This is a genomic window from Pseudoalteromonas spongiae UST010723-006, assembly GCF_000238255.3.
Lineage (GTDB): Bacteria > Pseudomonadota > Gammaproteobacteria > Enterobacterales > Alteromonadaceae > Pseudoalteromonas > Pseudoalteromonas spongiae.
Genome location: NZ_CP011039.1, coordinates 2856629 through 2877438, shown reverse-complemented (window position 1 = coordinate 2877438; position 20810 = coordinate 2856629). Strand labels below are relative to the sequence as shown.

At 40.8% G+C, this 20810-nt stretch carries 26 protein-coding genes; 11 read left to right on the top strand and 15 right to left on the bottom strand.

Annotated elements, in window-relative coordinates; genetic code table 11:
* Positions 1 to 39: 39 nt before the first annotated feature.
* On the top strand, positions 40 to 1953 hold the full coding sequence (locus tag PSPO_RS13255; RefSeq protein WP_010561558.1) for an alpha/beta hydrolase family protein: 1914 nt from the start codon (positions 40 to 42) through the stop codon (positions 1951 to 1953).
* Between the two features lie 85 nt (positions 1954 to 2038).
* On the opposite strand, the gene PSPO_RS13250 is transcribed toward PSPO_RS13255, so the two are convergent.
* On the bottom strand, positions 2039 to 2506 hold the full coding sequence (locus tag PSPO_RS13250; protein ID WP_010561559.1) for a hypothetical protein: 468 nt from the start codon (positions 2504 to 2506) through the stop codon (positions 2039 to 2041).
* Between the two features lie 267 nt (positions 2507 to 2773).
* On the bottom strand, positions 2774 to 3418 hold the full coding sequence (locus PSPO_RS13245; RefSeq protein WP_010561560.1) for a DUF2959 domain-containing protein: 645 nt from the start codon (positions 3416 to 3418) through the stop codon (positions 2774 to 2776).
* A 76-nt stretch (positions 3419 to 3494) separates the two neighbouring features.
* Here PSPO_RS13245 and PSPO_RS13240 point away from each other — a divergent pair, with 76 nt between their 5' ends.
* Positions 3495 to 4388, top strand: a complete 894-nt coding sequence (locus tag PSPO_RS13240) for a virulence factor BrkB family protein (RefSeq protein WP_051320887.1) — start codon at positions 3495 to 3497, stop codon at positions 4386 to 4388.
* Position 4389: 1 nt separating this feature from the next.
* Positions 4390 to 4827 (top strand): D-aminoacyl-tRNA deacylase, encoded by a 438-nt coding sequence (gene dtd / locus PSPO_RS13235; protein ID WP_010561562.1) that lies wholly within the window; start codon positions 4390 to 4392, stop codon positions 4825 to 4827.
* On the opposite strand, the gene PSPO_RS13230 is transcribed toward dtd, so the two are convergent.
* On the bottom strand, positions 4816 to 5481 hold the full coding sequence (locus PSPO_RS13230; protein ID WP_010561563.1) for a polyamine aminopropyltransferase: 666 nt from the start codon (positions 5479 to 5481) through the stop codon (positions 4816 to 4818). The genes dtd and PSPO_RS13230 overlap by 12 nt on opposite strands.
* A 125-nt stretch (positions 5482 to 5606) precedes the next feature.
* On the opposite strand from PSPO_RS13230, the gene PSPO_RS13225 reads away from it, so the two are divergent.
* Positions 5607 to 6506, top strand: coding sequence for a bifunctional GNAT family N-acetyltransferase/hotdog fold thioesterase (locus PSPO_RS13225; protein WP_010561564.1), 900 nt, complete (start codon positions 5607 to 5609; stop codon positions 6504 to 6506).
* A 31-nt stretch (positions 6507 to 6537) separates the two neighbouring features.
* Here the strand turns inward: PSPO_RS13225 and mgtE are convergent, their stop codons facing one another.
* The 12 genes from mgtE to PSPO_RS13165 form a co-directional block, all read right to left on the bottom strand.
* Positions 6538 to 7899: a magnesium transporter gene (gene mgtE / locus PSPO_RS13220; protein ID WP_010561565.1), complete on the bottom strand. Its 1362-nt coding sequence runs from the start codon at positions 7897 to 7899 to the stop codon at positions 6538 to 6540.
* A 123-nt stretch (positions 7900 to 8022) separates the two neighbouring features.
* On the bottom strand, positions 8023 to 8295 hold the full coding sequence (locus PSPO_RS13215) for an HPr family phosphocarrier protein (RefSeq protein ID WP_010561566.1): 273 nt from the start codon (positions 8293 to 8295) through the stop codon (positions 8023 to 8025).
* 15 nt (positions 8296 to 8310) lie between these two features.
* Positions 8311 to 9159, bottom strand: a complete 849-nt coding sequence (gene rapZ, locus PSPO_RS13210; protein WP_010561567.1) for an RNase adapter RapZ — start codon at positions 9157 to 9159, stop codon at positions 8311 to 8313.
* Between the two features lie 15 nt (positions 9160 to 9174).
* On the bottom strand, positions 9175 to 9630 hold the full coding sequence (gene ptsN / locus PSPO_RS13205; RefSeq protein WP_010561568.1) for a PTS IIA-like nitrogen regulatory protein PtsN: 456 nt from the start codon (positions 9628 to 9630) through the stop codon (positions 9175 to 9177).
* A gap of 1 nt (position 9631) precedes the next feature.
* Positions 9632 to 9919 carry a ribosome hibernation promoting factor gene (gene hpf / locus PSPO_RS13200; protein WP_010561569.1) on the bottom strand — a complete coding sequence of 96 codons (288 nt, stop codon included), beginning with the start codon at positions 9917 to 9919 and terminating at the stop codon, positions 9632 to 9634.
* Positions 9920 to 9941: 22 nt separating this feature from the next.
* Positions 9942 to 11438: an RNA polymerase factor sigma-54 gene (locus PSPO_RS13195; RefSeq protein ID WP_010561570.1), complete on the bottom strand. Its 1497-nt coding sequence runs from the start codon at positions 11436 to 11438 to the stop codon at positions 9942 to 9944.
* 78 nt (positions 11439 to 11516) lie between these two features.
* Positions 11517 to 12242 carry an LPS export ABC transporter ATP-binding protein gene (lptB, locus tag PSPO_RS13190; RefSeq protein WP_010561571.1) on the bottom strand — a complete coding sequence of 242 codons (726 nt, stop codon included), beginning with the start codon at positions 12240 to 12242 and terminating at the stop codon, positions 11517 to 11519.
* Complete coding sequence (gene lptA / locus PSPO_RS13185; protein WP_158523448.1) at positions 12239 to 12757, bottom strand: lipopolysaccharide transport periplasmic protein LptA; 519 nt, start codon at positions 12755 to 12757, stop codon at positions 12239 to 12241. Before lptA ends, lptB begins: the two co-directional genes overlap by 4 nt.
* Before the next feature lies 1 nt (position 12758).
* Positions 12759 to 13310, bottom strand: a complete 552-nt coding sequence (lptC, locus tag PSPO_RS13180; RefSeq protein WP_010561573.1) for an LPS export ABC transporter periplasmic protein LptC — start codon at positions 13308 to 13310, stop codon at positions 12759 to 12761.
* Positions 13310 to 13882, bottom strand: coding sequence for a 3-deoxy-manno-octulosonate-8-phosphatase KdsC (gene kdsC, locus PSPO_RS13175; protein WP_010561574.1), 573 nt, complete (start codon positions 13880 to 13882; stop codon positions 13310 to 13312). The genes lptC and kdsC overlap by 1 nt, the downstream gene beginning before the upstream one ends.
* Positions 13879 to 14841: a KpsF/GutQ family sugar-phosphate isomerase gene (locus PSPO_RS13170; RefSeq protein WP_010561575.1), complete on the bottom strand. Its 963-nt coding sequence runs from the start codon at positions 14839 to 14841 to the stop codon at positions 13879 to 13881. Before PSPO_RS13170 ends, kdsC begins: the two co-directional genes overlap by 4 nt.
* A 9-nt stretch (positions 14842 to 14850) precedes the next feature.
* The gene (locus PSPO_RS13165) at positions 14851 to 15834 is read right to left on the bottom strand and encodes a calcium/sodium antiporter (protein ID WP_010561576.1); all 984 of its coding nucleotides are present in this window, start codon (positions 15832 to 15834) and stop codon (positions 14851 to 14853) included.
* 162 nt (positions 15835 to 15996) lie between these two features.
* Between PSPO_RS13165 and mlaF the strand changes: the two genes are divergently transcribed.
* The 7 genes from mlaF to murA are packed head-to-tail and all read left to right on the top strand — an operon-like array spanning position 15997 to position 20601.
* The gene (gene mlaF, locus PSPO_RS13160) at positions 15997 to 16806 is read left to right on the top strand and encodes a phospholipid ABC transporter ATP-binding protein MlaF (protein WP_010561577.1); all 810 of its coding nucleotides are present in this window, start codon (positions 15997 to 15999) and stop codon (positions 16804 to 16806) included.
* Entirely contained in the window at positions 16799 to 17578 is a 780-nt protein-coding gene (mlaE, locus tag PSPO_RS13155; RefSeq protein ID WP_010561578.1) for a lipid asymmetry maintenance ABC transporter permease subunit MlaE, read from the top strand. Before mlaF ends, mlaE begins: the two co-directional genes overlap by 8 nt.
* 10 nt (positions 17579 to 17588) lie before the next feature.
* Positions 17589 to 18104: an outer membrane lipid asymmetry maintenance protein MlaD gene (gene mlaD, locus PSPO_RS13150; RefSeq protein WP_010561579.1), complete on the top strand. Its 516-nt coding sequence runs from the start codon at positions 17589 to 17591 to the stop codon at positions 18102 to 18104.
* A gap of 20 nt (positions 18105 to 18124) precedes the next feature.
* Entirely contained in the window at positions 18125 to 18784 is a 660-nt protein-coding gene (locus tag PSPO_RS13145) for an MlaC/ttg2D family ABC transporter substrate-binding protein (RefSeq protein WP_021032995.1), read from the top strand.
* A gap of 3 nt (positions 18785 to 18787) precedes the next feature.
* Positions 18788 to 19072 (top strand): STAS domain-containing protein, encoded by a 285-nt coding sequence (locus PSPO_RS13140; RefSeq protein ID WP_010561581.1) that lies wholly within the window; start codon positions 18788 to 18790, stop codon positions 19070 to 19072.
* 5 nt (positions 19073 to 19077) lie between these two features.
* Positions 19078 to 19332, top strand: a complete 255-nt coding sequence (locus tag PSPO_RS13135) for a BolA family protein (RefSeq protein WP_010561582.1) — start codon at positions 19078 to 19080, stop codon at positions 19330 to 19332.
* A 9-nt stretch (positions 19333 to 19341) separates the two neighbouring features.
* Complete coding sequence (murA, locus tag PSPO_RS13130) at positions 19342 to 20601, top strand: UDP-N-acetylglucosamine 1-carboxyvinyltransferase (protein WP_010561583.1); 1260 nt, start codon at positions 19342 to 19344, stop codon at positions 20599 to 20601.
* Positions 20602 to 20810: the final 209 nt, after the last annotated feature.

Here is a 20810-nt window from a genome sequence, read left to right as displayed (position 1 = left end):
GGCCTCTGATGAGGCCATTTTTAATTGAGGTCTATGATAATGACAAAAATAATATTGGCCCTTGGAGTGCTTGCTGCAAGCTTGGCTTATCCAACTAATTCATTAGCTAGTGAATTAGCTAACTCATCGAATGTTACGCTTGAGGCATTTACAATGATGCCAATGATACGAAGTGTTTCTGTATCTCCAGATGGTAAAAAAGTAGCGATTCTCAGAGCGACAACTAAAAATGGCGATTATGTAATTGAAATAAGAGATCCATTTAATTTAAAGAAAGAGCCAGTAGTTTTAGGGGCCAGCAAGATGATGGTATCGAGTGTTGGCTTTCTTAATAATGAAAAAATAGGCGTTAGCTTTCGCCAAATACTAGAAGATGGAAACTCTAAACGTTGGGTTAATGAATTTGCAATTACGGACGCTGATGGTAAAGGCAAGTGGGTTATTCCCTCAAATAACAAACGTTTAGGTTTCTTTCAAATATTTGATCTGTTACCTAAAGAAGATAACACTGTTCTGGCATTGACTGATGTAAACGATAATCGTATCCCTGATGTAGTTAGATATAATCTTGATAACGGTAGTTTCAAAACAGTTATGCGAGGTAACACTGAAATAACTGGTGGGTTTGTTGCTGATGCGGACGGTGATATTCGTGCAGCTAGAGGATTTGATAGGGCTACAAACTCCATAGAGTTGTTTGCGCGTAGGAAAGGGAGCACTAATTGGAAAAAGATAAAAACAATTTCTCCAAAAAGTCGTGAAAGCTATGATTTTTTAGGTTTTTCAAAGGAATCACCTAACGACATGTATATCAGCGCAAATTTAGGGCAAGATAAAACCGGTATTTATACATTTAATATTGAAACTGGAGAAATATCGGAACGCTTATTTGGGCTGAAATCTGTTGATGCTGGCAGTATTATACAAAATAAATGGGGTTCTTTGCTCGGTTATTCATACACAACAAACTGGCCTAAGCGATATTTTACAGATCCTAATGAAGATGCTTTATACCAAAGCTTAGAGGGTTTATTTCCGAGGAAGTTTGTCAATATTACTAGTCGTTCTAATAGTGATGATGTGTTAGTCGTTCAGACAAGTTCTAATAAAGATCCTGGTACTTTTTACATAATTACTAATAAACAAAAGTTAGATAAAATTGGCGGGCGTTTACCTTTACTTACTGAGGATAAATTAGCCGACGTAAAATACATTAGCTATAGCGCTCGTGATGGTAGAAAAATACGCGCTTATGTGACAACGCCAAATACAAAAGGACCTCATCCTGCAATTGTGCTACCGCATGGTGGTCCGTGGGTACGTGACACGATCATCTTTGATGAATGGGCGCAGCTTTTAGCGGCGAATGGTTATGTTGTAATTCAGCCTAACTACCGTGGTTCTACGGGTTATGGCTTGGAACATTGGGTTGCAGGGGATAATAATTGGGGTCTTAAGATGCAAGATGACCTTGATGACGCCGCAATGTATTTGGTCGAAAAAGGCTATACCACAATAGATAAATTGGCAATGTTTGGTTGGAGCTATGGTGGTTATGCTGCATTTGCTGCATCAATGCGAGAAAAGAATATTTATCAATGTACTGTAGCCGGTGCTGGTGTGAGTGATTTAAGTAGAATCAATGCTACACTGAATGAAGATGAGTTCCTTAGCGAACTTCAACAGCCAACTATCACTGGTATTTCTCCTATAGATAAAGTTGAGAAAGTGAATATTCCAATTATGGTGATCCACGGTGATATTGATGAGAGAGTACCTGTTGTTCATAGTCGAAAATTTGTGACTGAACTAGAGAAGTTAAACAAAGTTCATAAGTATGTTGAACTAGAAGATGCCGACCATTTTTATGATACTTTGTTTCATGATCATAAAAACGAGTTCTATAGCAACTTAATTAACTGGTTAGATAATGATTGCGGATTAAAGAACTAAGCAAAGCTATGTGTTGAGCGTGGCTGTCAATAATCAGTTACACAAGTTAAGTGCACTTTTAAATGAAGTGCACTTTCAGCTAGCATTAATTTTGTTGTAAATTACTTTTGTGAGTAATTTTACCGCTCTCATCTGAAATGAAGAGATGCGTTGCTTTGGGTAACAAAATATCATTTTCTAGTCGGAGACTTCTTGAGTACAGCATAGTTACTCGATCACTATTTATTACACCTTCTTGATATTCACAAGATTTATAATCTTTTTTCCGAGAACCTAACTTTACGTAACCAGTACAGAAAACAATAACTGGGGCTGGTGTGTCTTTGGTATTTTTAAGTAAGTTACTTAAAACATAGGGGTTTGAACCGTCCCAAACTAATATGTAGTTTTGTTGTCCTTTAAATTTTTCATAACTAATTTCTTTATGTTCAAATGTTTTACCAAGGTCCTGTGGTAATGTTGAACCAATATCTAATCGCTCAGCAAACGTGGGTGCAGAGAATAAGATTGCACCTATCAACAGGTTTGTAATTATTTTTAAATGCTTTGCCATAACTAATGTCCTTTTATGAATTTTTGTACAATAAGTTCGTGAGCAATCAATACAAATATTTAACATCACGGTATTCGCTATAAAATAATATATGGAAGTGGTTAAAGGGAATATTATATGAGAAATGGCGTAAAAAGCTGATGAATGGTAATAATTGAGAGTAACAGCGGTTTCTTATGTAGGCATCTAAGTTTTATTATGTAAATATAGCTTTAAATTGGGAAAAGGTTGAGCAAGCAAACTCGCACAACCTGAACTAAATAATCTTTACTTATTCATCTGCGCTATAAACTTATTTGAATCTGCAATGGATTTATTCATTTCGCTCATAAGTGTTTTAATATCACGTTTTAATGTAGAAAACTCGCCTTTAATTGCGGCAATTGCTTGCGCATTAAGGTTATGTTTTAAGTATAAAACGTTGTCGTTTAACGCGGTTAAAACGGGTTCCATTTTGCTTTCAGAGCGACGCATTGAACGTAATAGTTGTTCAAACTGGCGCTTAGTCGCGGAAAGTTTCTTTTGACTATCGCGTTTTAGTTTAGCGTTTGAATACTGCTCTAATTCTTCTTCCCACTCATCAAACAGTGCTTCGGCTACGTCTTCAACGGCATTAATTTTACTCGATACATCTTCAGCTGACTTTTTACTCGCCAAATAATCATCATTAAGTTGGTCGTAAACTTTTTGTAACTCACCACCATCAAAATTAATTAATGTTGTTAAGCGCTCATAGGCTGATTGGAATTCTTCTTGAGAATCTTGTTGCGACTCTTTTGCTTCTTCTACACGGTCAATCAGAATGTCGCGCTTGTGAACACCTACGCTTTCCATTGCAGAGTAATAAGCTGTTTGACAGCCAGAAAGGGTTAATAAGCTTGTAGTTGCGACAGCGAGCAGTAATTTTTTCATAGTGTGTTCAATTCTCTTTATGCTTTCCATTATCTTGTTATTATATGGCAATATTTTTTTATTAGTAGCGCTTACGATGCAGAATAAAGTCGATTACTCCCAGATGTTTCAGCAATTTGGTAAAGCAATACGCTACGCCGCCTTTTGGTTTAAGGGGTATGGCAAACGTTGCTTAGATGACCAAATTACCGTCAATGCTGGTTATTTAGCCTATGTAACCTTGTTGTCATTAGTTCCAATGCTTGCTGTAGTATTTGCTATTTTTTCTGCGTTTCCTGTGTTTCAGGACTTTAGAGCGGTTATCGAAAATTTTATTTTTAATAACTTCGTGCCAACCTCTTCAGAAACCATTAAAGAGCACATAGGTGCATTTACGGGTAATGCGAGCCAAATGACGGCAATGGGTATTGGTTTTTTAATCGTTGTAGCGCTGTTTTTGATTCGTAATGTAGATGCAACGCTCAATCGTATTTGGCGTACGCAGAAGAAGCGTCCGGTTGTGATTTCGTTTGCGGTTTATTGGATGGTATTAACGCTTGGCCCGGTTTTATTGGGTGCAAGCTTAGGTATGACATCGTACCTTGTCAGCTTGGCAGCGTATGCCGATGAGGGGATCCCAGGTTTTAGCGGCTTTTTACTTGGATTGCTACCTTACGTGATTTCTACCGCGGGCTTTATGTTGATTTATACTGTTGTACCTAATATCCGAGTGCCTATTAAAGCCTCTTTACCAGGCGCGATGTTTGCCGCACTGTTATTTGAGCTCAGTAAAAAAGGGTTTGCAGCTTATGTAAGTAACTTCCCATCTTATGAAGTGATTTATGGGGCACTTGCGACCATTCCTATTTTGTTTGTTTGGGTGTATCTGTCATGGATTGTCGTGTTATTAGGTGCCGAATTCACAGTATCACTGCAACAGAGCTTCGGTGAGAGAAAGAAGCCGTTAATTGTTGAGCAAGAGGAAGAATAATATGCAAGGGTTAATTCAACGGGTGAGTGAAGCCAAAGTGGTCGTTGATGGGAAGGTTGTTGGTGAAATTGGTCACGGTATTTTACTGCTGTTAGGAGTAGAAAAAGGAGATGACCAGCAAAAAGCCGATAAGCTATTACACAAAGTATCTGGCTACCGCATTTTTTCCGATAGTGAAGGGAAAATGAATTTGAGCCTAAAAGATATCGGCGGTGATTTGTTAGTTGTTTCGCAATTTACACTAGCAGCCGATACTAAAAAAGGAATGCGTCCTAGCTTTTCGTCTGCAGCTATTCCAGCGCTCGGTGAAGAGTTATACGAATATTTTGTAAGCCAAGCTAAGCAAAGCTTAACAACCGTGCAAACAGGCCAATTTGGTGCCGATATGAAAGTGCACCTAGTGAACGATGGACCCGTGACGTTTCGTTTAGAAGTGTAAGTGCACTATTTTGTTGTTGTAGTCCTTAATCGCGTAAATTGTCACATCCGCTTTAAATACGCTCGTCAGTACAGTGCGCAACGAATTTAACTGTTGCGCGCTTTCACATATAAAATTAATAAATAAGTGCCGATTAGCGTCATCAACAAACAGCGACTTCACTCGTTGATAAAACTCGTGTTGAAACAGAAAAATAGGGCAGTCTTGCTTACTAAATAAATCAAGCACAATCCAATTATACGAGTTGGAAAAGTGATAAGTTGTAATATCGCCGGCAATGAGATTGGATTGTGGCAGTGACGCAAAATACTGCGTATATAACTCGATAATATCTTGGCTTTTTTCAATAGTAGTAATGTTGCAATGCGGGTAACTTGCATTGAGATAATTGCGAATTGCACCGCCACCTAATCCTACTTCTAATATATTGCTGGGCTCAGGTAAGGTTTGCCATAAGCTGGCTAATTGTTGCAAATGTGGCAGTAAAAACTGCTGAGGTTGTGTTAAATCGCTAACTGACTGTAATGTGTTGTCTATTAATAGCCACCTAACATCTTCAAGCTGCCTAACAGTGCATGTGCCTATTGGCGTTTTTCTTAAGCAAACTAGGGTGCCAAGCATGTTTGCGTTATTTACAAAATCAATAGATACCACATTAAGCCCTTGTAAACGCGTTCAATATTAAGCTTAGGCTAATACCAAAGTGTTTACCATCGAGTGATTTTATATTGTGCATTTTTAGGTTAATCTGTTGCCAATTAAAATTATAAGGAGTCGCTATGTTACAAGTTACGACACCCCAAAGTAGTCAAGATTGGCAGGATTATTATCAACTTAGATGGCAGGTGCTACGCGCCCCTTGGCAACAGCCTCGGGGTTCTGAACAAGACGAGTTCGAGCAAGAAGCAGAACATCGTTTTATTAAAAATGAACAAGGCCAAGTGCTAGGCGTTGCACGTTTGCATTGGAATACTGGTGAACAAGCGCAAGTGCGTTATATGGCGGTGAATAAAGATCATCGCGGTCATCACCTTGGCAGTCGTTTATTGCATGAACTAGAAAAGCTTGCATGGCAGCAAGGCGCTAAAGAATTACTCTTGTTTGCTCGTGATAGAGCGGTCGATTTTTATAAGCGCCACGGTTATGTGGTTGTTGAAAAAGCGCACTTGATGTACGGCGATATTCAACATTGGAAAATGGTTAAAGTATGCCCGTCATGTCCTGGCTGGTTCCGTCGCCCTGAATGGACTAAGGTGCTGCAAAATACGTGGCGTGAGGATATTCCAATCAGCGATGCTATGGGCATTAAGGTTGAGAGTTATACTGATTGGCAATTTACTACGAGCGCTGAATTTAGTGCTAATCAAAACCTTCACGGTACAATGTTTGCCGGTTCTATTTATAGTCTTGCTACTTTAACAGGTTGGGGAGCAACTTATTTACATTTGAAAGAGATCGGAAGCGACGCTGCAATTGTGCTATCTGATGCAAGCATTAAATATCTCAAACCGCTAAAACAAGATCCTATCGGCAATGTTGATTTACACAAGTGCTCAGGTGATCTTTCTAGCTTAGAGCAAGGTGAAAAAGCAGTTTACACAGTGCCAGTGCAAATTTTTGACGGTGAGCAACTGGTTGCTGAATTTGTCGGTGAGTATACCTTGTTGCCAAAGAAGTAGAACTAGGGTGATATAAGCGTAATAGCTTATATCACGGTAACAGGAAGTAGGTTGCAGTCCCAAGGAAGGCAAAAATACCTACTACATCTGTAACTGTTGTTAGAATTACCCCGCCAGCAAGTGCTGGGTCGATATCTAATTTCTTTAAAATAAGTGGAATTGTTACCCCGGCACAACCGGCGGCAAATAAATTCATAAACATCGCAAAGGCAATCACTAAACCGAGCGTGAAGTCCCATTGCCAAAGCGCTACTACCGAAGCTATTAACACCGCCCAAATCACACCATTGAGCATACCAATTGCAATTTCTTTACCAATTAACCAACGCTGGTTGGCATCGTTAATGTGGCCAACAGCCATACCGCGAATAACTAAGGTGAGTGTTTGGCTACCGGCAATGCCACCCATTGAAGGCACAATGCCGTTAAGTACAGCTAAAATCGGTAATATACCTAAGGTCGATTCAAAAAAACCTGCCACAAATGCAGCGAGGATTGCAGTAATTAAGTTTACGCCAAGCCACACCGAGCGGCGTTTGGTACTTTTTACAACGGGAGCGAAGGTATCTTCTTCGTCATCAAGACCCGCCATACTCATCATACTGTGTTCGGCTTCTTCACGAATTACATCAACAATGTCATCGATGGTAATACGGCCAAGTAATTGGCTGTCTTCGTCGACAACAGGGGCTGAAATCCAGTTATGACGTTCGAATAATTGCGCAACTTCTGACTCACCCATACTAACAGGGATTGCTTCAGATTCATTATCCATCACTTCACGTACAGTGAGTAACGGACTTTTTGTCAATAATGTCGCAAGCTGAATATCACCCAAAAACTTATTTTCTTTATCGACAACGTAAAGTTCATCGGTGCCTTCAGGCAATTCGCCTTTTAAGCGTAAATAACGTAAAACTACGTCGAGCGTGACATCAGGGCGAATCGTGATGGTATCGGTACTCATTAGAGCACCCGCGGTTTCTTCCTCGTAAGATAAAACAAATGTCGCGCGCTCTTGATCTGTTTTATCCATTGAGCCCAATACTTCTTGGTATACGGTATCGGGTAAGCTACGTAACACTTCTGCAAGGTCATCATCATCCATTTCTTCCGTTGCAGCGGCAATTAGCGCAGGATCCATTTGCGCGATAATGCCGTTACGCACATCTTCAGAAAGTTCTTCTAAGGTTTCACCTTGCAGATCAGGGTCAACCAATTGCCATAAAACAGTACGGCTTTTATGCGGTGAAGACTCCAACAATAAAGCAATATCACACGGTGGCATATGCGCTAACATGCGTCGAACATGCACAAACATGCCGCTACTTAGGGCTTTTGTAACCTCATGTAGTTGTGTTTGTGAGTAGTCTTGTTCTAGTGCTTCTGGCATGTTCACCCTATTATTTATTGAAGGTTGGAGTGAATGATTGCAACTCTTTGATTTATTAGAGTTAACTTACGTCTAACTTATTGTAGCATTATTGCAGAAAAATGTTTTAACTAAGTTAGCTGTTTATTCGTCTTCGTTAAACTTAGCTTGAATTAAATCGCCTATGGCAAGTAACGCTTGATCTTGGTCAGGACCCTCACAACGCACTAATACCTCTTTACCTTGCGAGCTTTCTAACAGCATTAAACCCAATACACTATCAGCTTCAGCCGTTTTACCGCCTTGGGATAAACTAATTTTCGCATCAAATGCCATTGCGAGCTTTGCTAGTTGGGTTGCAGCGCGAGCATGTAGCCCTAACTTGTTTTCGATTAAAAATCGTTTTTCAACTGACATAATAGTCGCTTATGCTTATTTGTTTACTTGCTCACGATGGTGGGCTTTTACGTTTTTATGGTGTTTGGCGAAGCTATCAGCCAGTGTTTGCGCTAAATAAACTGAACGATGCTGGCCGCCAGTACAGCCAATTGCAACGGTTAAATAGCTACGGTTATTACGCTCTAAATGCGGTAACCAAGTTTCAATAAAGGTTTGCACTTGCCATGCAAATTTATGAACTACAGGCTGGCTAGAAAGGAAGTCGATCACTGGTTGGTCTAACCCTGTTAATGGCTTAAGAGCAGGCTCCCAATGCGGGTTTGGTAAAAATCGGGCGTCAAAAACATAGTCAGCATGTTTTGGAATACCGTGTTTATAACCGAATGACTCAAACGTGATAATTAACTGATTTGATTTTTTACCGAGTACTTTCTCTCGTATGCTATCGGCAAGTTGGTGAACACTTAAGCCTGTTGTATCAATAAAGATATCCGCTTGTGAGGCGATAGGATCGAGCAGCTTTTTCTCAGCTTCAATGGCTTCTTCAAGGGAGATATTATTCAGTGATAACGGATGCAAGCGGCGCGTCTCTGAAAAGCGCTTAATTAGCGTGCTGTCATCGCTATCAAGGTAAAATAAGGTTGGTGTTGCAAAACCAGGTAAATAGTCGAGTACTTCTTCTATTTCCTCTGGCTCTTTAGTCATATTACGAGCATCAACACTCACTGCAATTTTGTCGTATTTATCTGAAACTGAGCGGATCAACGAAGGCAATAAATTAACAGGAATATTGTCAACAACATAATACCCGAGATCTTCCAATACTCTGAGTGCGACTGTTTTTCCTGAACCAGAACGACCACTGACTAAAATAAGTTGCACTTACATCTCCCTTAGTTAACTCGCCTCACTACTAATGATTTGATATAGCTGATGATTATTTTCAGCGTGACGTAGTTGACGGCAAAACTGCTTATCTTTTAGTTTATCAGCGATGGTGGCTAAAGTCTGCAAATGTTGCTGGCACTTTTGTTCTGGTATGAGCAGTACGATAAAAATATCAACGTCTTTATCGTCGATGGCATCAAACGGAATAGGTGACTGATTTACAATTAAAAAGCCAATGGTATTTTGTAGGCCATCAATGCGGCCATGAGGAATGGCGAGGCCTTTACCAATACCCGTGCTACCTAGTTTTTCGCGTTGCAGCAAGGCTTCAAGAAACTCTTGAGAAGTAATATCAGGGGCTTGCTGATGGGCAAGGTCGCTAATAAATTCAAACAGTCTTTTTTTGCTATTAAAAAGGACCGCGGTTTTAGCGCAGTCCTCAGCAATAATATCGGTTAATTTCATTTTAGTGGCGAGAAAGTTTCTCTTTGTGCTTAATTACTTGGCGGTCTAGTTTGTCGACCAGGCCATCGATTGCTGCATACATATCTTGATGCTCGGTAGAGGCAAACAATTCGCCACCGTTAACATGCATAGTAGCTTCTGCTTTTTGTGATAGTTTTTCAATATCTAGAATAACGTGCACGTTATTTATATGATCAAAATGCCTCTCTAGTTTTGCAAATTTGTTAGTGACATAGTCTCTTAAAGAATCAGTAATTTCTACGTGACGACCTGTTAAGTTTAATTGCATAAGCATTTTCCTTCTATTTGGTCTAGATCAGGCTCTTGCGCTGATTAGACGGTGGTATGGATAGCGACTCACGGTATTTTGCGATAGTGCGTCGCGCCACTTTAATTCCTTGTTCTGCTAGTAAGTCGGTAATCTTGCTATCACTTAATGGTTTAGCTGGATTTTCCGCCGCAACTAGCTTTTTGATCAGTGCTCGAATCGCGGTAGATGAACACTCACCCCCATTTTCCGTGCTAACGTGGCTTGAAAAAAAGTATTTAAGCTCATAAATGCCACGTGGTGTATGCATGTATTTTTGCGTTGTTACACGCGAGATAGTCGACTCATGCATCTCGACCATTTCGGCAACGTCGTTTAAAACCATAGGTTTCATTGCTTCGTCACCATATTCAAAGAATGCCTGTTGTTGTTCAACAATGCAATTGGCTACTTTTAATAAAGTATCATTGCGACTTTCTAAGCTTTTAATAAACCATTTTGCTTCTTGTAAATGGTTGCGAATAAACTGGCTGTCAGTGCTTGATTTCATCGAGCGAGTAAGCGCAGCATATTGTTCATTCACGCGGATCTTTGGCATGCTATCGTTGTTTAAATCAACGCGCCAGCGTCCTTTAATTTTCTTTACTGAAACATCGGGAACCACATATTCAGGTTCTTCTTTTATGATGCTTTCAGCTGGTTTTGGATTAAGGCTATGTATTAATGTTAAGACTTCTTTTAACTCAGGCTCCTTGAGTTTAGCCTTCTTCATTATTGTACGATAATCACGTAATCCTAAAAGTTCCATATGGTTTGAGATTACGCTCTTTGTTTCGTTTAGCCAAGGGGTATTTTTGTCGTACTGATTGAGCTGGATCAATAAACATTCTTGTAACGAACGAGCAGCAATACCAACAGGGTCAAAGAGTTGAACGCGTTTAAGTACAGCTTCAACTTCGTCTAGTTCAATTTGTTCTTGGTCGTCAGATTGCTGTACCGCTTCTAAAATTTCTTCGCTACTTTGTGTTAAATAACCTGAATCGTCTACCGCCTCAACAATGGTGGTTGCGATCATCTCGTCGGTGTCGCTGAACGGCGTTAAGCGTAATTGCCACATTAAGTAATCTTGCAATGATTCGCTGGTTGAGCCTTGATACACAGTATCGTTGTCAGGAGCTGGGGCGTTACTGACAGAAACAGGTGCGGCGCTGATATAATCATCCCACGACACATCCATAGCTAAATCGTCAGAAATATTCTCGTTGCTAAGTGCGTCGCTTGATTCTATTTCACTTTGGCTTGGCGCTGCTTCAACATCATCGCCATTTATTGATTCGTCTTTGTTTGACTCAGTGTTTTCGTTGTTTTGTTTATCGTCACTGTAGTCAATGTCTTCTTCAAGTAAAGGATTGGCATCAAGCGCTTCTTGAATTTCTTGCTGCAAATCTAACGTACTCAGCTGCAACAAGCGAATAGCCTGTTGCAATTGTGGAGTCATTGTTAGTTGCTGCCCAAGGCGAAGCTGTAAAGATTGCTTCATGTAGTTATTCTAATCCTTCTTTCGATTTCAAGCCGCTAGTTAACAATTCAATTCCAAATTTAAGGCCTATAACTATTACTATAGTCTGAATTGTTCACCTAGGTATACATCGCGTACTTTTTGGTTGTTTAAAACGTCTTCAGCTGTGCCAGATGCGATTAATTCGCCGTGAGAAACAATGTAGGCTTTTTCACATACATCTAAGGTTTCACGCACGTTGTGGTCTGTTATTAACACGCCAATGCCGCGATTTTTCAAATGCTCAATTATTTTCTTTATATCTATCACTGAAATAGGATCAACACCAGCAAAAGGTTCATCTAACAGGATAAATTTGGGGTTTGCGGCTAATGCGCGCGCAATTTCCACACGACGACGTTCACCGCCCGACAATGCCATACCCTGTGAATCTCGGATATGGCCAATGTTAAATTCTTCTAATAAATCATCGAGCGCTTCTTCACGTTGCACACGATTAAGTTCTTTGCGTGTCTCTAGAATCGCCATGATGTTTTGATACACAGTAAGCTTTCTAAAAATCGACGATTCTTGCGGTAAATAACCAATACCTAAACGGGCGCGACTATGCATTGGTTGCAATGTAATGTCATTATCGTCAATACGAATAACGCCATTGTCGCTCGGTACTAAACCAACAATCATGTAAAACGTCGTTGTTTTACCGGCACCGTTAGGACCAAGCAAACCAACGATACTACCAGCTTTCACTTCTAAGCCAACATTTTTTACCACTTGGCGTGATTTGTAACTTTTAGCCAGCTTTTCGGCAATTAATGTGCTCATTGTCCGCCTTGTTCATTTTGCGTATTGATGATGGTTTTTACTTGGTTAGTTGAGTTTTCAGCTTTTTTAGACGTCACTGTTTCAGCAGCGCGATCATAGATGATGGTATCTGCTGACATCATGTCGCCATTTTGTTGAAATTTAGCGCCACCAGACATTGTAAATAATGATTTAGCCACGTCATAAGTGACTTTTTTAGCACTTGCGACAATGATTGATCCATCTTCTTGTTCAGCACTAAATTTTACCGGATCACCACTGGCAATAAGTAATTGCTGGTTATCTCCTAACTCTGCTCGTTTATGTGCTTCAAGGTAATCGGCGGTGATGGTCATATTGCCATGCTTAATTTGTACATTATGGCGAAAAATACCGACATTTTCTTTTAAGCGAGCAGCTTGCTCATCGGCGTCAATCTCAAGTGGATGCTTAAGTTTGATCTGCTCAGCGATAGCGTGTCCACTTGTGATACACAAAGTGACAGCTAGTCCAGCGATTGACAGTAATTTCGTCATGTTATTGGTCATAATAAGTGGTCTTTGTATGGTTTATTAACTTAATAACTTGCTCTTCTAAATTAGCATTGAGGCCTTGTCCTTTAATTTCAAGTCCCGGACCTGTCATTTTTACTTCGGATTGAGAAGTCATTAGTTTGCTATTAATTAAATATTCTACGCTTGCCGCTTCAATTGTATTGAGCATGATATTGGGCGTTAGACTTTTGGCAATAACGTTTTGTTCCAAAATGAGCTTTTCGTTATTGTAGAGCGTGGCTTCATCGGCTGTGAGCTGCCACACACCTTGTTCTGAAAAAATAGTAAATTGTGGTTTTTCAAAGTGGGTAAACCCCAAATCTTGATACATCGACATTTTTCGCGCCATCACTTTATGGCTGACAGTACCAGATTCATTAAAGTTGGTTTGTTTTAAGTCGGTTGCAATGTAATCAGGAATACTGGCAACGTTTTCAACAATCGGTTTTGGTTCTTTGGGAGTAAAGAAGTAAGGCAACCAAAGCCAAACCATGGCAATGGTGAAAAGTATAGTAAGTGCAATACGCGCCGACATTAGCTGCTACTGCCTGCGTGGCTGAGTGTTTTGTCTTGGCTCAGCATAATTAAATCGGTCAGTTCTCTTACAGCGCCAAAACCGCCTAGCATGGTAGTTTTATAATCAGCGATGCGTTTTACCAGAGGGTGAGCATCATTGGTTGCTACGGCAAAGCCAACTAATTCCATTACGGGTAAATCAGGGCTATCGTCGCCAATATAAGCAATGTTTTCGTTATCAAGTGATAGCGTGTGCTTTAAGTTATTAAAAGCGACTATTTTATCTTCTTGCCCTTGATAGATATGCTGAACAGTAAGGCTTTTCATGCGGTTTTCCACAATCTTTGAGTTGCGCCCAGTAATTACCGCAACCTGTATGCCACTATTGATAAGCGACTTAATACCAAAACCATCTTTAGTGTGAAATGCTTTAAGTTCTTCGCCATCATTACCAAGGTAAATGCGACCATCAGAAAATACGCCATCGATATCGCAAATTAACAGTTTAATTTTGCTTGCTTTTGCAAATACGTCAGCACTAGTTTGTGCATATAATTCGTTAAAAAGCTGTTGTGATGCAGTTAAACTCATAAAACACCTGCCTTAAGTAAATCCTGCATATTAAGTGCGCCAATTGGCTGTTGTTGCTGGTCAACTACAAGCAAACCGTTTATTTTCTTTTGTTCCATTATGTTTAAGGCTTCAGCAGCAAGCATCGATTCATTTGCTGTTGTGCACTGTTTAGTCATCACTTCTGAAATAGCTGTAGCGTGAATATCAATGCGTTGTTCTAAAATCCGGCGCAGGTCACCATCGGTAAAAATACCTGAAAGTAATCCGTTATTGTCGACAACTGCTGTCATACCAAGCCCTTTGGTTGTCATTTCTAACAGAGCGTTTTTAACCGTTGTGTTTTCAGCGACCACAGGTAATGCTTCGCCTTGATGCATAATGTCTTTAAGCATTAACAATAGGCGCTTACCTAAACTGCCGCCAGGGTGTGATAAAGCAAAATCATCGGCGGTAAAGCCTTTTTCTTCAAGTAATGCGACAGCAATCGCATCGCCCATCGCCAGTGTTGCAGTAGTACTTGCTGTAGGTGCTAGCCCTAAAGGGCAGGCTTCTTCTGAAATTGCGATACAAATATGCACATTAGATTGTTGTGCAAGAGTTGAGTGTTGCTTGCCACTCATGCCCACGATTTTTGCACCAATGCGCTTGATTACGGGGATCAGGTTAATCACTTCTGCGGTTTCACCTGAATTAGAGATCATCAATAGCACATCATCTTGTGTGATCATGCCTAAGTCGCCGTGACTTGCTTCGCCTGGATGAACAAAAAAAGCGGGTGTGCCAGTACTTGCTAACGTGGCAGCTATTTTATTACCGATATGACCCGATTTTCCCATACCAATGACAATTACACGGCCTTTGCAGTCATACATTAACTGACACGCATTGCTAAAGTCATCGTTGATATATTGAGCGAGTTGCTCAATGGCTTTTTTTTCGATTTCTAAAACGCGTTTACCGCGAGCAATAAAGTTCATGACTTAGCCTTAAGCGCTTACCGTTGAGAAAATAAGGTATTGATATCCAAAAAAGGCAGCTAACAACAAACCGCCTTCAACACGATTAATACGGCGTGAACCGCGAATACTCAAACTCATTGCAATAAGGGCTGCTGTTGCACCTAACATAATTAAGATATCGCGGCTCGATACTGCAGGATCAACGCTTGATGGATTAATAATGCCCGCAAGCGACAATACCGCTAACAGGTTAAAGATATTTGAGCCAATAATGTTGCCTAGCGCTAAGTCGTCTTCATTTTTAAGTACGCCAGCAACACACGCCGCAAGTTCAGGTAAGCTGGTACCAATTGCAATAATAGTTAAGCCAATCACCAAATCGCTAATACCAAATAGTTTGGCAATGTCGGTTGCTGATTCAATAATAAAATGTGAACTGATAGGTAAAATCGCCATGCCGATAACTAACCACATAAGCGCAATCGGTGTGCGCACATTGTCAGGCACTTCGTCACAGGCTTCGTCAACGAAGGGATCGTGTTCGGCATTGGCTGCTTTGCTTTGTTTTACCGAGATAATGGTCACTGCAGCAATAAAAATGAAGAAACTCACCATCAGCGCAATGCCTTCACCGAATGCTAAATAGTTATCCGATAAAATGTACCAAGCACTAAGGGATACTAGCATTACGACTGGCATTTCACGTTTTAGCGTGCTTGATGACACACTCAGCGGGCGCAACAGTGCAGTAATACCAAGTACTAGCAGAATATTAGTAATATTTGAACCAACCGCGTTACCGACAGCAGTGTCTGTTTGTTTTGCAAGCGCCGCTTGCGCCGATACCATCATCTCTGGTGCCGATGAGCCCATCGCGACAATTGTTAAACCAATAATTAATGTTGGAATACCATAGTTCTTTGCCAGTGCAGCCGCACCAAAAACAAAGCGATCCGCACTCCAAACTAAGCCGACAAATCCTGCAATTAAAATAGCAATTGATAACAACATTATTGAATAAAAACCAAAATTTAGATAACACCAAATAATATCAAATCTGGATTTAAAACACAGCTTTTGTAAGTGTTATTACAAATATTTACTTTTTCATAGGTTTCACAACATTTTTAAAACGCTTAGAATACAGTGCGCAATTAATTCTAGGAGAGCGACTTGTCGCAAAGTTTAGTTGAAATAAAGGACGTTACCTTTTCTCGTGGCGATAGAGTGATTTATCAAAACATGAGCTTTAGCGTTCCTACAGGAAAAATCACCGCGATAATGGGACCAAGTGGTATTGGTAAAACAACCATGTTGCGTTTGATTGGTGGTCAGCTGAAACCCGATTCAGGCGACATTTTGTTTTCAGGTGAAAGCATTCCCAAAATGTCACGCAGTGAGTTATACCAAGCGCGTGAACGTATGAGCATGTTATTTCAAAGCGGCGCGCTATTTACCGATATGAGTGTGTTTGACAATATTGCTTTCCCACTTCGAGAACATACTAAACTGTCAGAAGACGTTATCCGTATCATCGTATTAATGAAATTAGAAGCGGTTGGGTTACGCGGCGCGCGTGATTTAATGCCGTCAGAACTTTCAGGTGGCATGGCTAGGCGTGCGGCACTGGCACGGGCAATTGCACTCGACCCCGAATTAATCATGTACGATGAACCTTTTGCGGGCCAAGATCCAATCTCAATGGGCGTGTTAGTTAAGTTAATCAAATCATTAAACCAAACACTTAATATCACTTCTTTGGTGGTAACGCACGATGTGACAGAGGTGATGAGTATTGCGGATCATGTCGTGATTTTAGCGGATAAAGGAGTGATTGGTGAAGGTTCACCTGAACAGGTTGCTCAGTCAAAATCGCCGCTAGTTCAACAGTTTTTACAAGGGCTTTCCGATGGTCCTGTACCATTCCACTTTGATGCTGCGCCATACGAACAAGATTTATTAATGGGAAGCGAACGTGGTTAATACTATTCAAACAATCGGCCGCAATACACTAGACACACTAGCAGGCATAGGCCGTGCGCTAATTATGTTGTTGGGCGCTATTTTTAGTGTGCCAAATTTCAAAAAGGGCACACCATTATTGATAAAGCAACTTTATATGGTTGGCTTTTTATCACTGATTATTATTTTAGTTTCAGGCCTTTTTATCGGCATGGTATTGGCGTTGCAAGGCTACACAGTATTGGTTGATTACGGTGCTGAAGACAGTCTTGGTCCATTGGTTGCGCTGAGCTTATTGCGTGAGTTAGGCCCAGTAGTTACGGCATTGTTATTTGCTGGTCGCGCAGGCAGTGCATTAACTGCCGAAATTGGTTTAATGAAGGCAACAGAACAGTTAACTAGTTTAGAAATGATGGCTGTAGATCCCCTAAAGCGTGTGATTGCGCCACGTTTTTGGGCTGGCATGATTAGTATGCCGTTACTTGCGATGATTTTCTCGGCGGTAGCGATTCTTGGTGCACATATTGTTGGTGTTGATTGGCTTGGTGTGGATTCAGGTAGTTTCTGGTCAATTATGCAGGCACAAGTATCGTTTGAAAAAGACATTTTAAATGGCGCAATTAAAGCTGTGGTATTTGCTTTTGTTGTGACTTGGATTGCACTTTATAAAGGCTACGATTGTGTACCAACTTCTGAAGGTATTAGTAAAGCAACAACAGAAACCGTAGTGCAGTCATCACTGGCAGTTTTGGGATTAGATTTTGTGCTAACAGCAATTATGTTTGGCGCGTAAAGGGTAAAAAATGAATTCGAAGAAAATTGAAATATTAGTAGGCTTTTTCGTTAGTTTAGGTATAGCAGCAATTGTGATGCTGGCACTTAAGGTAGCCAATGCAGGCATGAGTGGAAACGGCGATACTTACAGCCTTTTTGCAAAATTCGAGAATATAGGTTCGCTTAAAGTGCGCTCACCAATTAAGGTAGGTGGTGTTGTAGTGGGTCGCGTTGAAGCAATTAATTTAGATCCTACGGACTATGTGCCTGTTGTTCACATGAAAATTGCGACAGAATACAGCAATTTTACCGAGACTACGTCGGTCAATATATTAACTTCAGGCATTCTTGGTGAGCAGTATTTAGGTATAAACCCTGGTGTGATTGCGCACAAAGATATGAATGGCGAGGATGAACTAAGTGAAATGTTTGGCCTCGAAGAAGTAAAGGTTTTAAAAGATGGTGACTTTATTACTGATACGAAATCAGCTCTGGTATTGGAAGAGCTTATTGGTCAGTTTTTGTTTAACCAAAGTAACGATTAATTAGGATTTTAATAGTTAAGATGATGAAATATTTATTTGCGATTTTACTGGTATTGGCATCGAGTGTATCAGTTGCTAAAGAAGTGGACGAAAGCAACCCGTATTTAATGGTAAGAACGGTTGCAGAGAACACCTTTGCTCGTATCACTCAAGATAAAGCGATTATTGAACAAGATAAAAACCATTTGAAAGTAGTGGTTGAGCAAGAACTACTTCCTTATATCGATTATCGCTATGCGGCGCAGCGTGTGCTCGGTAGCTATATTTCTAAAGTGCGTAATATTAAAGATAAAGAAGAGCAAAAGGCGGAAATTGAAAACCTTAAACGCTTTATTGATGTATTTCGCGAATACTTAATTACGTCTTATGCGGGTATTTTTACCCAGTATCGTGGCCAAGAAGTAGAATTTGCACCAGCTCAAGACTTTTCAGACGATAAATTAGTGCTTGTTAAAACCAAAATTGTTGAATCAGGTAAGCCAGATATCAACATCGACTTTAAAGTACGCAAAACTAAATCAGGCGAATGGAAAGGCTTCGATATGTTACCTGAAGGCATTAGCTTATTAGATGCAAAGCAATCAGAGTTTCACGGTATTCTTCGTACAGAAGGCCTTGGTTACGTAATTGATATGCTAGATAAAAAGAGCAAGTTGCCAGTGCAATTTGCTGGTGAATAAGTAATGTCTTTACTTACGTTAAAAGCGGTTGATGACACAACTTATGTATTGAGTGGCGAGCTTAATCGCTACTCAGTACCGAGTGTTAAACTACCCAAAGTTCCAACTCAATCAACCCTAACGCTCGACTTGGGCGAGGTTGCGAAAGTTGACACTGCAGGCCTTGCTTGGCTCATCTATAATTTCTCACAATTGCAACGGAACAATATAAGCCTTAAACTTGTCCACTTACCTGAGCAACTCAAAAAGCTAATGCAATTGGGTCACGTAGAGAATTTATTTGAGTAGAGTTAATGGATCCTAAACAAGTCGAAGATATTTTATCGCAAGCATTATCGCTTGATTTTATTAAAGTAAAAGCCGAAGGCAGTCATTATGAATTGATTGTAGTAGGTGAGTGTTTTGCTGGCGCGTCGCGCGTTAAGCAGCAGCAAATGGTTTATGCACCATTAATGGAAAAGATTTCTGACGGCACAATGCATGCCGTATCAATAAAAGCCTACACGCCAGAGCAATGGGAACGTGATCGCAAATTGATGATGCTATAGGTGGCATAAATGGATCAATTTGTTATTCAAGGCGGCAGCACTATTGCCGGAGAAGTGACTATTTCAGGCGCTAAAAACGCCGCACTTCCAATTTTATTTGCAGCAATCCTCGCTAACGGCAAAAGCCGTTTTACCAATGTACCGCGTTTGCGCGACATTAATACTACTGAAGCACTACTATCAACTTTAGGCGCTAAAGTTGAGTGGCAGCAAGATGATTTAATCGTTGATGGCGCGACTATAGATAAAGTGCTTGCGCCATATGAGCTTGTAAAGCAGATGCGCGCATCTGTGTTAGCTTTAGGGCCATTGTTAGCACGTTTTGGTGAGGCACAGGTGTCGCTACCTGGTGGTTGTGCTATTGGTGCTCGTCCAGTTGACCTTCATATTTCAGGCCTTGAAAAAATGGGCGCGGAGATCACGGTAGAAGGCGGTTACATTAATGCCAAAGTAAATGGTCGCTTGAAAGGCGCACATATCTTTATGGATGTTGTGAGTGTAGGTGCGACCGAAAACTTACTAATGGCGGCAACCTTAGCTGACGGTGTTACTGTATTAGAAAACGCAGCACGCGAACCGGAAATCACCGACTTAGCTAAGTATCTAAGTGCTATGGGTGCGAAGATTTCAGGTGCAGGTTCGGATCGTATTGAAGTAACTGGTGTAGAGTCGCTAAAAGGTTGTCAGCATCGCATTTTGCCAGATCGCATCGAAACGGGTACTTACCTAGTTGCAGCGGCAATGGCGAAAGGCGAAGTGCTATGTCATGGCACTGACCACTTTAGTTTAGAACCGGTTATTGAAAAGCTACGTGATGCTAACGCACACATTGAGCTTGCGGATAACAGTATTTACCTTGATATGCGAGGCCGCATGCCAAAAGCGGTTAATATTAAAACCTCTCCGCACCCGGGCTTTCCAACCGATATGCAAGCTCAATTTACAGCGTTAAATGTGGTTGCTGAAGGCAGTGCAACGATTACCGAAACGATTTTCGAAAACCGTTTTATGCATGTGCCTGAACTAAAGCGTATGGGAGCGAATATTCGCTTAGAAGGTAATACCGCAATTTGTGAGCACACTGAGCAATTTAGTGGCGCACAGGTAATGGCTACAGACCTTCGTGCTTCTGCGAGTTTGATACTGACAGGTGCGATTGCACAAGGTGAAACCGTGGTAGACCGCATTTACCATGTTGATCGAGGCTATCAGCGCATTGAAGATAAACTGGGTGGTTTAGGCGTTAAAATTAAGCGTCGCAAAGCTTAGGGTCTGTTGATCTTTGCTGTTCTATTTTTGTTCTGTTTGAGCGTGCTTTTATCGCGGCGCTCGATGTGTGGCCTAGTAATCTAAGCGAATATCGAGCAACAATGAGAAAAGTGCGCTCAAAAGAACCGTTCGGCAGCGCTTGGTTGGGTTTTCTACTGTGTTATCGGCTGGCTCACATAGAATAACTATGCCACGCAGCCTCTGCCTTG